Source organism: Lactobacillus sp. B4015, from assembly GCF_026536055.1.
In the GTDB taxonomy this organism is placed as follows: domain Bacteria; phylum Bacillota; class Bacilli; order Lactobacillales; family Lactobacillaceae; genus Lactobacillus; species Lactobacillus panisapium.
The window spans coordinates 122,994-137,321 of sequence record NZ_JAFNOY010000006.1 but is presented as its reverse complement, the minus strand read 5'-3'; the positions used below and the strand labels follow the sequence as shown (position 1 = coordinate 137,321).

General features: G+C 40.6%; 12 protein-coding genes. 1 reads left to right on the top strand and 11 read right to left on the bottom strand.

Annotated elements, in window-relative coordinates:
* Positions 1-13: 13 nt before the first annotated feature.
* The 9 genes from J3U71_RS07620 to J3U71_RS07580 form a co-directional block, all read right to left on the bottom strand.
* A complete protein-coding gene (locus tag J3U71_RS07620) occupies positions 14-514 on the bottom strand; it encodes an O-acetyl-ADP-ribose deacetylase (protein WP_267393575.1) in 501 nt (166 codons plus the stop codon).
* Between the two features lie 105 nt (positions 515-619).
* Positions 620-1,477: a sugar ABC transporter permease gene (locus J3U71_RS07615; protein ID WP_220220310.1), complete on the bottom strand. Its 858-nt coding sequence runs from the start codon at positions 1,475-1,477 to the stop codon at positions 620-622.
* A 2-nt stretch (positions 1,478-1,479) separates the two neighbouring features.
* Positions 1,480-2,838: a carbohydrate ABC transporter permease gene (locus J3U71_RS07610; protein ID WP_220232449.1), complete on the bottom strand. Its 1,359-nt coding sequence runs from the start codon at positions 2,836-2,838 to the stop codon at positions 1,480-1,482.
* 66 nt (positions 2,839-2,904) lie between these two features.
* Positions 2,905-4,125, bottom strand: coding sequence for an extracellular solute-binding protein (locus J3U71_RS07605; RefSeq protein WP_220232450.1), 1,221 nt, complete (start codon positions 4,123-4,125; stop codon positions 2,905-2,907).
* 72 nt (positions 4,126-4,197) lie between these two features.
* On the bottom strand, positions 4,198-5,304 hold the full coding sequence (locus J3U71_RS07600; protein WP_220232451.1) for an ABC transporter ATP-binding protein: 1,107 nt from the start codon (positions 5,302-5,304) through the stop codon (positions 4,198-4,200).
* Between the two features lie 21 nt (positions 5,305-5,325).
* Positions 5,326-5,988 (bottom strand): beta-phosphoglucomutase, encoded by a 663-nt coding sequence (gene pgmB / locus J3U71_RS07595; protein ID WP_267393571.1) that lies wholly within the window; start codon positions 5,986-5,988, stop codon positions 5,326-5,328.
* Entirely contained in the window at positions 5,973-8,246 is a 2,274-nt protein-coding gene (locus tag J3U71_RS07590) for a glycoside hydrolase family 65 protein (RefSeq protein ID WP_267393569.1), read from the bottom strand. Before J3U71_RS07590 ends, pgmB begins: the two co-directional genes overlap by 16 nt.
* A gap of 143 nt (positions 8,247-8,389) precedes the next feature.
* Complete coding sequence (locus J3U71_RS07585) at positions 8,390-10,105, bottom strand: glycoside hydrolase family 13 protein (RefSeq protein ID WP_267393567.1); 1,716 nt, start codon at positions 10,103-10,105, stop codon at positions 8,390-8,392.
* 13 nt (positions 10,106-10,118) lie between these two features.
* Entirely contained in the window at positions 10,119-11,771 is a 1,653-nt protein-coding gene (locus J3U71_RS07580; protein WP_267393565.1) for an alpha-glucosidase, read from the bottom strand.
* Positions 11,772-11,974: 203 nt separating this feature from the next.
* On the opposite strand from J3U71_RS07580, the gene J3U71_RS07575 reads away from it, so the two are divergent.
* On the top strand, positions 11,975-13,093 hold the full coding sequence (locus J3U71_RS07575; protein ID WP_267393563.1) for an NAD(P)-dependent alcohol dehydrogenase: 1,119 nt from the start codon (positions 11,975-11,977) through the stop codon (positions 13,091-13,093).
* 141 nt (positions 13,094-13,234) lie between these two features.
* On the opposite strand, the gene J3U71_RS07570 is transcribed toward J3U71_RS07575, so the two are convergent.
* Both J3U71_RS07570 and J3U71_RS07565 read right to left on the bottom strand, forming a co-directional pair.
* Positions 13,235-13,735: a hypothetical protein gene (locus tag J3U71_RS07570; RefSeq protein ID WP_267393561.1), complete on the bottom strand. Its 501-nt coding sequence runs from the start codon at positions 13,733-13,735 to the stop codon at positions 13,235-13,237.
* Positions 13,728-14,327 carry an ATP-binding cassette domain-containing protein gene (locus J3U71_RS07565; protein ID WP_267393559.1) on the bottom strand — a complete coding sequence of 200 codons (600 nt, stop codon included), beginning with the start codon at positions 14,325-14,327 and terminating at the stop codon, positions 13,728-13,730. The genes J3U71_RS07570 and J3U71_RS07565 overlap by 8 nt, the downstream gene beginning before the upstream one ends.
* Position 14,328 lies beyond the last annotated feature (1 nt).

Genomic DNA, 14,328 nt, shown 5'->3' with positions numbered 1-14,328 from the left:
ATTCACGAGTTTTTTATTTGGCTAGTTCTTTTTGATAAAGCTGAAATGTTGCGTTGTCAAAAGCACACATCGTAACTTCCATCTTAGCTGAAGGATTTTGCTTTAACCAGTCTTTTACTGCTGCAAATGCAATTTCAGCCGCCCTTTTTGCAGGAAAACCGTAAGCACCAGTTGAAATAGCCGGAAAGGCAATACTGTGTAAGTTATTCTGCTTGGCTAAAGATAGCGAATTAAGGTAACAAGCGCGTAAAAGCTGGCTATCGGTAGATGACCCTGAATAAACCGGGCCAACTGTATGAATCACATGCTTAGCAGGCAGGCGATAGCCCCGGGTAATTTTTGCTTGACCGGTCTCACAACCGTGAAGTCCGCGACACTCCTGAAGTAAGTCGGGGCCAGCTGCTTGATGAATTGCGCCGTCAACACCAAGACCGCCAAGAAGTGAATTATTGGCAGCATTAACAATTGCATCTACGGCTAATTTGGTAATATCTCCCTGAATAATTTTAATCATTAGCTCACCTTCTTTTTTAGTTATATTTTACCTCAATTAAAAATCTTGGACGTAAACAAAAAAGTGCGACTGCTTATAGTCGCACTTTGAACTTTTTGCCGTAAATTAACCTTTTTCGGCACCGGCAGTAATGCCATTAACATAAAATTTTTGCATGAAGATAAACAAAATTGTAATTGGAATAGCAATAATAACACAGCCAGCGACAAATTCCGCAAAGAACTGGGTCGCATTGCCCTTGGTATTATGTACCATGTTGTACAAACCATAGGCAATTGTATATGTTTTGGGGTTCCCCGAAGTCGATAAAATAATGCCGGAGAAAATGAAGTCAGTCCACGGAGCAATAAATGCCGTCAAAGCAGTGTAGACGATCATTGGTTTTGCTAAAGGTAAATCCACGTTAGTAAAAATCTGCCACTTAGTTGCCCCATCAATCTCAGCTGCTTCATCAATTGAGAACGGCACCGTATCGAAGAAGCCCTTGGCAACATAGAATCCTAGTCCGGCACCACCGACATAAACTAGCAATAATCCGCCCAGATTGAGCATGTTGAGTCCCTTTAAAATATAGTAAAGAGCAATCATTGACATGAACCCGGGAAACATTCCCAAAATAAGGGCAATTTGCATAAACGGTTTACGAAACGAAAAGCGCAACCGCGATAAGACATATGCCACTGAAATAGTTAAAAAGGTTGAAATAATCATTGATAAAATTGAGATGATCAACGTATTAATAATCCAATTAACTAATGGATACTGGGAATTGGTAAAAATACCAATATAATTATCAAACGTGAACTTATCTGGCCAAAAAGTCGAAACAAAGCCAGTATCATTGTATGAGAAACTCGCTAAAATAATCCAAATGATTGGTAAAATCCAGACAATCGCCAAGATAATTAATAAAAGATAACGGAAAAATAGCGAAAGGCGTTTTTGATTTTGATAAGATTTCATCTTTAGCCCTCCTTAAAAGCATTGGTATGACGATAGGCCAGCAGCGAAAAGACGGCACTAATGATAAAGATTAAAATACCTAAAACTGCTGAAGCATTGTAGCGCTGCTCTTGACCAAATGTCAGATTGTACAGCCAAGTTACCAGCAAGTCCGTTGAACCTGCCCCGTTATAGCGATTATTCATTGGCGCACCACCAGTTAGCAAGTAAATGACATTAAAGTTATTAATATTGCCGATAAATTGCTGAATTAAGGAAGGGGCCATAACGAAGAGAATCTGCGGAAAAGTAATTGATTTAAAAATCTGCATTGCGTTAGCACCGTCCATTTTAGCAGCCTCAATTTGATCTGTCGGCAGGTTTTGAATAATAGCAGTGGATACTAACATTGAAACCGGAATACCAATCCACATGTTAACGATAATAACCGTAATCCGCGCTACTAAGGGCGAAGCCTGACTATCAATGAAATGAATTGGGTGAGCTATCATGCCAATATTCATCAAGATATTATTGAGCGCACCCTGATAATCAAGAAATTGTGCCATCATCAGTAAAGAAACAAATTGTGGTACAGCCCAAACAATTACAAAAATTGTCCGCCAAAAGCCTTTATGCTTAATGCCCTTTGATTCAATTAACAGCGCCAATAAAACGCCAAAGAAGAAAGTCGTCGCTGTAGCGGCTATTGCCCAGACAATTGTCCAGCCTAAAACTGGGAAAAAGGTACCGGATAAGTCCCCGCTAATCACACTTCCAAAAGCCTGGAAACCAGTCCAAGAAAAAGCAATGGGATGCTGCCGGTCATAGTTCGTAAAAGCCATTGAGATCATAAAGATTGTTGGCAAAATGGTAAAACACAGAATTCCTAAAATAGGAAAAGCCATTAACGTATCGTGCAACCGGGAATCAAACAAACTTGCTAGCTCTTCTTTATTAGTTAAAATGTGTTTGCCATCACGACTCAAGACGTAATTCTTTCTGGTCGAGCGCAAGTTAACGATATAAAGATAAATCATTGCAATACAGATAATGACAGCAAGGAGCCCAAATAACAGAATTAACACCGAATTTGACGGCTGCTTAGTGATATAAACGCCTTGGGCACTATCATAAACCACTTTTTTGGTCTTATTTTCTCCCAGAGTAGTCAGCATACTAATTGCCGATATTCCGCTAAAAATAAACCAGATAATAAATGCAACTTCTGCTAATAGCAGTGTTAAGCCCTTAACCCACTGCTTATTCTCAAGGGCATTGCTACCCATAATAAAGAAGGACAATTTGGTTGCAATACTGCCTTTAGACCAAACCTCACGAAAAGTTGCCTTAACAGCAGCATGCTTTTTCTTTTTAAACATAATTTCTCCTCTTCCTGAGCAAAAAGGTTGGACGCTGCCTGCCCAACCTTTAGTGCTTAAGATTAACTATTTCTTTTCAGAAGCCTTGGCCAATTTAGCAAGTTGAGCCTTGTATTGTGCTGGTTTAACTTTGCCGTCATAAGCACCGTTAACTAGAGGAGGAACATCATTCCAGAAGACTGACATTTGTGGTAATTTTGGCATCAAGACTGAGTTGCCTGGTTTAGACATTTCAATTACCGCATCAGCCACTGAATCCTTCTTCACAGCTGGATCGTTAATTGCTTCTTTAAGAACTGGAATTTGCCCAGCTTCCTTATGAGCGATTAATTGTGCTTTCTTATTTGTGATGTAAGCAGCCAATTCTGACGCAGCTTTTGGATTCTTGGTGTGAGCATTAACTGCAAAACCTTCGATGCCAAGGAATGCCTGCATTTGAACTGACTTACCGCCAACTTCAATCATTGGATACTTCGCAACCGCAAAGTTCTTGCCTAGAATTTTCTTGATATTGGCAGCATTCCAAGGACCATCTAAAATAGCTTGCGCATTACCCTTCTTCAATTGGTTTAATGCGTTTGAAGTCTGCATTACGCCCTTATTATTTCTTTGTTCAGCGTACCATTTCAGTGCATTAACACCCTTTTGTGAATTAAACGTTGAGCCCTTTAAATCTTCACCGCTGTCACCATACAACTTTGTACCAGCTGAGAAGAAGACTGGCCACATAACATAAGCGTTAGTAAAGTCCGTTGCAACAACACCTTTAGAAGTTAAGGTTTTCCAATTTTTGACATCATTAGCAGATAACTTAGACTTATCGTAATAAATTGTCTGTGCCTGTTGTGCGTATGGATAGGCATAAATTTTTCCTTTCCAGGTTACTCCCTTAGCAGCAACGGCAATGTAATTAGCCTTAATATTGCTGGTATCTTTTGGTGAGAGCGGGTTAATGTAACCTGAGTCTGCCATTTGTCCTAATTGGTCGTTAGGTGCTTCAAAAACATCGGCAGCTTTTGATGGGTCCTTGCCGACATCAGTTTTGGCATTAGCTGAACCAGTTGGATTTTGCGTAACGCGAACAGTGATATTTTTATGCGATTTAGTAAAATCACTAGCAATTTTCTTATAATATGACACTTGATTAGTATCAACCCAGAGCGTCAATTTCGTATTTTGGCTGCTATTTCCGCTTGATGATTTTGAATCATTATTTGAGCAAGCTGCAAGAGACATTGCCGCTAAAATTGCTGTACTACCTAATGCTACTTTCTTCCAAATTTTCATGTTATTTACCTCCTAATTTAAAACAACATGCTTTTTTATTTTCAGTTCCCATTTGGCAACTGAATTTATTCCCTAATTAACGATTGCCAGCGTGGTGTCTTGATCAAAAAAGTGGGCCTTGTTGAGGTCAAATCCCATCTTGACTTGATCACCGGGTTGGTAAAGATCCCGCGCATTAATATTGGCAACGAATTCCGTATCAGCAACTTTTTGGTAAAGCTGAATTGTTGCCCCTAGTAATTCGGACACAACGACCGTCGAATTAACCACCGCGTTCGGCCAAGTTTCGAGAAACGCTTCTTCAGCGTGAATATCTTCAGGTCTAATGCCCAAAATCAAATCACGGTCGTTATAGCCTTTCTTTTCGAGCAATTTTGCTTTCCCCTCAGGTATTCCCATGTCAATGCCGCGATTATCAGTCACACGCCCATTATGATAATGGACATTAAAGAAATTCATCTGGGGCGAACCGATAAAGCCTGCTACGAATTGATTAACGGGATGGTTATATACTTCTTGTGGGGAACCAATTTGCTCAACTTTACCAACCGACATTACAACTACACGGTCAGCTAAAGTCATCGCCTCTGTTTGATCGTGCGTGACGTAAATCGTTGTTGTACCTAAATCCTGATGCAGCTTGGCAATTTCGGCCCGCATTGATACCCGCAATTTTGCATCCAGGTTGGATAAAGGCTCATCCATTAAAAAGATGGGTGCATCCCGCACGATTGCTCTACCTAAAGCTACCCGCTGTCTTTGACCGCCAGATAGCTCAGCTGGTTTTTTATCCAAGTATTCTTTCAGGTTCAAAATTTCAGCTGCATGTTGCACCCGCTGATCAATTTCACTTTTCTTGTAATGACGCAGCTTTAGCCCAAAGGCCATATTGTCGTAAATTGTCATGTGCGGATAAAGCGCGTAGTTTTGAAATACCATGGCAATATGGCGGTCCTTTGGCGCTACATCGTTCATTACCTGATGATCAATCTCGAGTGTGCCCTTGCTGATATCTTCCAATCCGGCAATCATCCTTAAAGTAGTCGATTTACCACAACCAGAAGGCCCAACAAAGACGATAAATTCCTTATCTTTGATATGTAAATCAAAGTCCTTCACAGAATACTGGTCATTACCCTCATATTTTTTGCATAGATGGTTTAAATCAACTTCAACCATTCTTTTTACCTACCTTCTTAACTAGCTGTTTATATAAGCAGCCACGATCTTATCTAACTGCAAGTCTTTGGTTGAAGCGACAAGATAGTCGGCTGCTTTCAACGCGGTGCGGTCGCCAATACCGACGGCAAATTGCCCGGCCGCTTTAATTGCAGCAACCCCAGCTGCGGCATCTTCAAAACTGATCACTTCACCCGCCTTTAAGTGCAAAAGTTGTTGCGCCTTTTGATAGATTTCCGGATCTGGCTTGCCCTTGTTAACTGTTGCCGCATCGACAATGCCAGCAAACTTACTGGCAATCTTCAATTTGTGCAATATTTTAGGCGCGTTTTTCGAAGCCGAAGCAATGCACATTTTTAAATTGGCCTCTTGTGCATCCGCGAGTAGTTGCGGAATGCCAGGTAAAATGTCTTTCGGCGTCATCGTATCTACTTGCTGTAAAAATTTCTCGTTCTTAGCTGCCGCAAACTGCTTCTTCTGCTGCTCAGTATATTGATTAGTTTGATGACCATATTGCAAGATTAAATCTAGGGAATCCATGCGAGAAATTCCTCGTAACGAGTTCAGTTGCTCGTTTGTCAGTCTAATTCCTAATTCTTTAGCTAAATCATTCCAAGCGGCTAAATGAAACTTCGCTGAATCTGTCAAAACGCCGTCTAAATCAAAAATCAAACCTTTAAGCATGCCACTTCACCTTCTTTCAATTCAACCTGTTGGTCTTTAACCATGACTGTGAGCTGCTTACCACTAATCAAATCAAGCTTAACTTCATCATGGCTAATGGCTACTTTAATTAAACGATTACGGTAGTTAAGTTTGAAACTATAATTTTGCCAGTTATCGGGAACGAACGGATTGAACTTTAGCTGCTCTTTGTCATAACGCATTCCCGCAAAACCTTGAACAATTGCAAGCCATGAACCGCTCATTGAAGTTATATGTAGTCCATCGGCAGTATCATTATTGTAGTTATCAAGGTCTAACCTGGCTGTTCGTTCATAAAGAGCAACCGATTGTTTCTTTTTACCTAATTCAGCCGCTAAAATTGAGTGAACACAAGGCGAAAGAGAACTCTCATGAACGGTGAGTGGTTCATAAAAATCAAAGTTGCGCTCCTTTTCTTCTTTAGTAAAGCGATCATCCAAATAGTAGATTCCCTGCAAGACATCTGCTTGCTTGATAAACGGTGAACGAAGGATTTTATCCCAAGACCAATGCTGGTTAATTGGACGTTCAGTTGCCGGAATTTCCTTTGCTGGCTGCAAATCTTTGTCTAAAAAGTCATCTTGCTGTAAAAAGATGCCGCGTTCATGATCTTCCGGCAAATACATATTAGCGATAATGTCCTGCCAGTTAGCTTTTTCCTGTTCACTAACGTGGACCCTCTTTTGGGCTGCGGGATCAGCTAGGGGCAGGCGCTCTAAGGTGTATTGCAAAACCCATTGCGCCATCAGGTTAGTGAACCAGTTATTGTTGACATTATTCTCATACTCATTCGGCCCGGTTACACCGTGCATGACATACTTTTGCCGCCATTTTGAATAGTGAACCCGGTCTGCCCAAAAACGTGCTGTTTCAACTAAAACATCCATTCCCTCGTTTTTAACATAAGACTCATCCCCGGTATAACTGGTATAACGCTTAATTGCAAATGCAATATCAGCGTTACGGTGAATTTCTTCAAAGGTAATTTCCCATTCATTGTGGCATTCAAGACCGTTAAAGGTCACCATTGGGAAAAGCGCACCCTTTAACCCAAGATCTTTAGCATTCTGATAGGCTCCTGCCAGCTGATCGTGCCGATATTGAAGTAGCGCCCTCGTCACGTTTGGCTTAGCCACGCATAAATACATCGGGAAAATAAAGGCTTCAGTATCCCAGTAAGTCGCACCACCATACTTTTCGCCGGTAAAACCCTTGGGACCAACATTGAGTCGTTTATCTTCGCCATAGTAAGTCATAAACAACTGTAAAATATTGAACCTAATTCCCTGCTGGGCCAAATCATTACCGGTGATTACCACGTCACTTTTTTCCCACCGTCTTTGCCAGATAGCGGTATGCTCAGCTAGATTTTCGGCAAAGCTCTTGGCCTGCAAGCGTGTCATCAATTCGGCGGCTTTTTGAGCTTGCATTTTTGGTTCAACATCGCGACTAGTAACAACAATCACGTCTTTTTCAAGGTTATAGCGATCACCAGAATTGAGGTCAACCGTTAACTTTTCACTGAGCCCAGCTTTAGTTGTTGTGACCATTCCTTTGACAAAATGATTGTTATGCCGCAATCCCTGCTTTAAAAGAACTGTAAATTGCGGAACTCCATATGGATTGGGGATTGTTTTAACCTGAATCGTGCGCTGATCGCTATCTTCACCGCAGCTTTGCCAGAAATGCTCATTGTAGTTGCTGTCTTCATTAGTAACTGTGCCATCCAGCGTTGCTGTAAAGGTAATTTTGGCTTTTCCCGTTAAGACCGTCGCCACAACGTTAATCAGTGCCGCTTCTTTTTGTTTAATATGTAAAAAACGTTGAAATTCAAACCTAACCGTGGTCGTTGTTCCCAAATAAGTAAAGCTCCGCGTCAAAAGGCCTTGATGCATATCCAATGAAAAAGAAAAATCTTTGATCTTGCTGGTTGCTAGATCCAGCTTTTCGCCGTTAATATTAATGCCGATGCCAATAAAACTGGGGGCATTGATGGACTTGCCAAAGTACTTGGGATAACCATTTTTCCACCAGCCCACTCGTGTCTTATCCGGAAACCAAACTCCAGCCAAGTAGGTTCCTTGCAAGCTATCGCCTGAATAACCCTCTTCAAAATTACCGCGCATCCCCATGTAATCATTACCAATTGACGTAATGCTTTCCTGCAGACGTTTATCTGCCGGATTAAACTCATGCGTAGTAACTTGCCAAGGATTAATCTCAAAAATCCGTTTCATCTGCTTATCTCCTCTTGTGCGGTTTTGTTTACGCTTTCATTATTCGCCAAAATGGAGCATCTTTGCAATCCAAAATCCTCTGTTAACGGTATCAAAATAATTATGAAAAAAGCAGCAAGCTTTCTTTGCCTGCTGCTTAGATATTATTCAACTTCAATTGCAATTCCCTTGGGCTTTAACAATCCATTGGCAAAGTTTTGCTGTAAGATTGCTTGCCCCTTAAGTGCGATATTTTTGGTAGTTGTGTTGAAATATGCCGTAATTTTGACGTCTTTTGTCCGAACAACTTTAATTAAACCGGTTGCAGTAACAGTTAAAGATATTTCACCTTGGCCCAAGGTATCTGCGTATTTTTTCCGAAAGGCAATTAATTGCTGTACCTGCTGCCAAACTGCACTATTTTTCTTACTCCAATCCATCGGCTTACGGCAATCTGGATCATTTCCACCAGTCATGCCCATTTCGGTGCCGTAATAAATACATGGACTACCAGTCTGCATAAACATAAAAGTTAACGCCTGCAAGGCCAATTCTTGATCACCCTGTGCCAGTGTTAAAATTCGGGCGGTATCGTGAGAATCTAGCATATTCATCATGGCTTGGTTAGTGCTATCGCGATATAGCATTAACTGATCAGTTAGCGCCGCAACCAATGCTTGCGCCGTTTTTGTTTTCTTAAAAAAGTGCTCCTCAATCTGCAAAGTATACGGATAATTCATTACAGCAGTGAACTCGTCGCCATTTAGCCATGGTCTAGCGCTGTGCCAGATTTCACCAACAATGTAAAAATCCGGCTTAATAGCGGTCAGAGCAGCATGAAATCTGCGCCAAAAATGATGATCAACTTCATTTGCCACGTCAAGCCGCCAAGCATCAATGTCGAAATATTTTACCCAGTAAGTGGCAATTTCTAAGAGAAAATCCTGCACTGCCGGGTTGGCGGTATTAAGTTTAGGCATGCTTGGTTCAAAGGCAAAAGTATCGTAATTGGGCATTGCTTTTTGACCAGTTTGATTTGGGTTAACCGGAAATTGATTAATGTGAAACCAGTCAGCAAATTTTGATTTTGCTCCGTTTTTAACTACATCTTGCCACTGCAATGATTGACTCCCTAGGTGATTAAAAACGGCATCAAGCATCACGCGCATCCCTCGCTTATGTGCCTGCTCAACTAGCTCGGCAAAAAGCTGTTTGTCACCAAAAGCAGGATCAATTTCTAAATAGTCAATTGTGTCGTATTTATGATTGGAACTTGCCTTAAAAATGGGGCAAAGATATAGTCCTGTAACGCCCAATTCTTGCAAATAATCTAAATGGTCGATGATTCCCTGCAAATCGCCGCCATAATAATCTTCTCTTCCGGGATGATCACTAGGCTGCCATTTTTTCGTTCCCTGCGGGTCGTTATTAGTATCCCCGTTAGCAAAACGTTCCGGGAAAATTTGGTACCAAACCGTCTGCTTTACCCATTGAGGTACCGTTGTCATGTCAATTGTGTGCAAATAGGGTAATTTAAAATAGCTGCTGTCAGCGTTCAGATTTTGCGAGTTAAAGCTGCTAATCCCGCGATCGCCGACGATAACATGGCTGTCGTCTTTACCAATCACTTCAAACGTATACTTAAGGCGCCGGTAAGGGGCCTTTAAAGTTATACCCCAGTGATCACTCACTTGTCCGTGACCCAGTAATTTTAAGTCCGCTTTTTTATCTGTCTTAGTATCCAGATAATTATCGGTATAATGAGCAACTACCTTGGCAACATCATTTTTTGCGCTATGAAACCGAATCCGAACGTGGTGCGGACTTATAACAAAGCAATCTTCACTTTCTGTTCGGTGCTTTAAGGCTGCTAATTGCATCTTTTATTCTCCTTTATTTACTTAAAACAACACCAGAATATGGCATCAGCACTAACTCGCCATCAGCCAAATAATATTTCCCTGCAGTTAATTCTTCATGGTGATAAGCACGCGGAATTCTTATTCTTGTTTTTTGACTACTTAATGAAACAGCAACAAGTGCACTACTATTGCCCAGATCACGCTGATAGACATAACTGTCTTGACCCGTTTCCCGTAAATAAAAGCGGCCAGCCTGAAACAATTTTCTTTTCTTCAGCGCAATCAATTGACGGTAAAAATTGAAGATACTGTCCGGGTCTGCTACTTCAGAACAAGCATCAACCTTAACCATTTTTTGACCATCAAGCCACGGCTTAGTGGATGAAAAGCCAGCATGCGGTTCATTAGTCCACGGCATTACTCCCCGAGCAGGCAATTTATGCGTTGCACTGACCATTTTTAATGCTTCTTGCTCACTTATTCCCATGCTCTTTGCTTGGGCAATAAATTGGGTAACCGTTTCGTCGGCAAACTCCTTGTCTGAAGTAAAAAGCAAATTTGGTAAACCCAGTTCTTCGCCATAATAAATAATCGGAATACCGCGCTGCAAATACATCAACATTGCTAGGCTTTGGATCTGAATTCTGGTATGCGCCAAACGAGTTGCCATTCTTGGCATATCATGGTTATTCCAGTAAAGAGTCGGTAACGAAATCTCTGCCAGGGTTTGCTGCCAGATAGCTTGCGTCTGCTTGAAGATTTGCCAGTCAAGCTCTTTTGGCTGATACTGCGCTGGTAAACGCGGATTAATTTTGCTCTCATCATCCGTGAAATAGCGAAAAGTAATCACACTATCTAGCAAACTATTTTTCTTACTTGTATAATCGGCTGCTAAGTTCACGTTTGCACTTGCTGCTTCGCCCAAGAGCAAGGCGTCAGGAAAGTCACGCTTTATTTGCTGACAAAATGGTTGCAGCCACTCTTGCACTTGGGGCAAGTTAGCAAAAAACGGTTCCGCAATAACTGGTTCAGCATCATTTGGTGCCGGAAAATTTTGACGCAAGTCAGCCTTGGCGATATGAATAAATGCATCTAGCCGAAGACCGTCAATTCCTTTAGCCAGCCAATATTCAGCAACTTGGATCATTTCCTGTCTGAGTGCCGGATTTGCCCAGTTTAAATCGGGCATGTGTTTATCAAACAAGTGAAAATATGACTGACCGCTATTTTTCGGGTCACTCTCCCAAACACTACCGCCAAAGAAGCTGCCCCAATTATTTGGCCGCTTGTTGTTACTGCCCGCGAAAAGATAATAATTGCGGTACTTGCTTTTTGGATTATTAATCGCCTTTTGAAACCAAGGATGTTGATCGGAAGTGTGATTAAGTACCAAATCGAGGATAATTTTAATTTTTTCTTGATGCAGCTGCTTAATTAACTGCTCAAAATCTGCCATTGTTCCCATTGCAGGATCAATCGCAAAGTAATCTGCCACATCATAGCCATTATCAACTTGGGGTGAAACAAAGATTGGATTGAGCCACACCGCGTTAATCCCCAGCTTTTTCAAATAAGGAATACGCTGTCTAATCCCATTCAGATCGCCAATCCCATCACCATTACTATCTTGAAAAGATTTGGGATAAATTTGATAAATTATTGCGTTATCATACCAATGCGTCATTTGCTTAATCCTCCAGCTGTAGTTTAGCGAAGAACTGCAGTTAGTTACAAGACAGTAGTGAATGTTACCGGTATCAAAAAATGGTTTTTGGGTGGACAATTAAATATCTGCGTATATTTTTTGGGCAAAGTATTGCATTTGAATGTTAAAAAGCTCACAATAACTTTGAAACTATTAAAAAATTATAAGAGGAGGAAATTTTGATGCAAATTAAAGCAGCTGTCGTTAAAAAAATGGGTAGCCAATTTGAAATTGAAGATGATATTGATTTACACGAAGTTGGACCAACCGATTTGCAAATCCATATGGTTGCTACCGGTATTTGTCACTCAGATGAAGCCTTGCGCAAGGGCGATTCCAGTGTTGGCTATCCCGTAATTTTAGGCCATGAAGGCGCTGGAATTGTTGAAAAGGTCGGCAATCAAGTTAAAAACTTCAAAGTTGGCGATCACGTAATTTTGTCGTTTTATGCGGACGGAATTTGTGATAATTGTCTCAAAGGCATTCCTACTCAATGTCGCCACTACAGTGACTATAACTTATCAGGCGTCCGGGCTGATGGTGAAGATCATTTTCAAAAAAATGGTAAACGAATTTGTGACATGTTTAACCAATCATCCTTTACCACTACTACCGTAGTTGATCAGCGCAATGCAGTTAAAGTTGATAACAGCGTTGACTTACGTAAAGCCGGTCCTCTTGGCTGTGGTTATGTTACAGGTTCTGGAACCGTCTTTAATACTTTGCAACCTAAACCTGGCGATACGATTGCCGTCTTTGGTACGGGCGCTGTTGGCCTTGCTGCCATGATGGCCGGCTCAATTAGTGGCTGCACTAAGGTAATTGCAGTTGATGTTGTTCCTGAACGGTTAGAATTAGCTAAAAAATTAGGGGCAACAGCAGCAATTAACAGCAAGACAGATGACCCAGTTGCTAAAATAAAAGAGCTTACTAATGGCTATGGTGTTGACTGGACCGTTGATACTACAGGGATTAGCGGTGTAATCAAGAATGCAGTTGATGCCTTAGCACAAGGCGGTACCTGCGCGGCAATTGCAGTGACTGCTCAAAATCTAACTGTTTCTACCTGGAATGATCTATGTGTCGATGATAAAAAAGTTGTCGGCGTCAACATGGGGGACGCAATTCCACAAGTTGACATTCCGCGGCTGCTTGAATTTTATCAATTAGGTAAATTCCCATTTGACGAAACCGAAAAGTTCTACAAGTTTGAAGACATTAATCAAGCAAACGCCGATTCAATTTCTGGTAAGACGATTAAGCCTGTATTAATTATCGATCCAGATTACCAACCAGAATAGCTAATCTGTCATATGACAATACTAAAAAACGTTGAGAAAAAACTCTCAACGTTTTTTGGTTTAGTCTGAAAAATCGCTTTTTCCTCAAATCGAAATTCATGCATAAACCAAACAAGGTGCGGATCAGATCGATTTTTCAAACTATAAATTCAAACTAAATATTATCGTACGTAATCCCAATAAGAGCAAGAAAACTAGTACATTCTGTTTAACTACTGACAAGCGATATGTCATAACAAACACTAATACTAACCAGACTATTATCATTACCAACAATATTAATAGTGAACTAATAAGATTACTTATATCAAAAGCAGTTAAGTGGACTATGACAAATAAAAGTAAATACGAGTATTCTTTAGGAGCTAAGCCCCTTATTAAAGCCTGTAGCTTGGGTTTACGCACAAGAATAAAAGATTCGATTGAATTTCTTTCCATTCGGGGCAGGATAATCGTGACATAATCAAAAACAAAATTATTAGCGCTTATTAATGCCAGTTTCATTGGACTTCTAATCCAACCAAAACTTGCCTGCACCAATTGAGGTAACTTTAAATATACCGTATTCCAATTTTGTCTAGCCAGCAAAACGATTAACGCGGAAATAACGGCATAAATAGTGAAAGAATATTTTTTATTCATTAAGCAAAATTCCATTTTGTAGTGTTAAGTCCTGATCATAGTTAATCTCGTCAATTTGATCATGACTAGCAATGATTACTGTTTTATTTTCCTGTTTCAGTCGATTTAGGAGGGTCAAAAATTGCCCAATACTTTCTTGGTCAATACCGCGTGTGGGCTCATCAAGTAATATTATGTTTTGCTCCTCCATTACTGCTTGAATAATACCTACCTTTTGACGCATACCTACCGAATATTTCGCGATAGCCTGGGAATCATCTGGATCAAGCTCAAATTGTTGTAATAAACTTCTTACCCGCTTTTCATTAAAACGATGATTGAGGTTAGCTAGAAAATGCAAGTTTGTCATGGCAGATTCATATTCCAAAAAACTAGGATTTTCAATTAGTGCCCCTATGACATCACCATGATCTAGCTCTACTTTTCCACTATCCGCTTCTAACAAGCCAGTAACAATTTTAAAAATCGTCGATTTACCTGAACCATTAATTCCCGAGATATGAATTAGTTGGCCCGGTTTAGCAATCATAGATACGTTTTTTAAAACCGATTTACGACCAAATGATTTTTTAATTCCTGTAATTTTTAACATT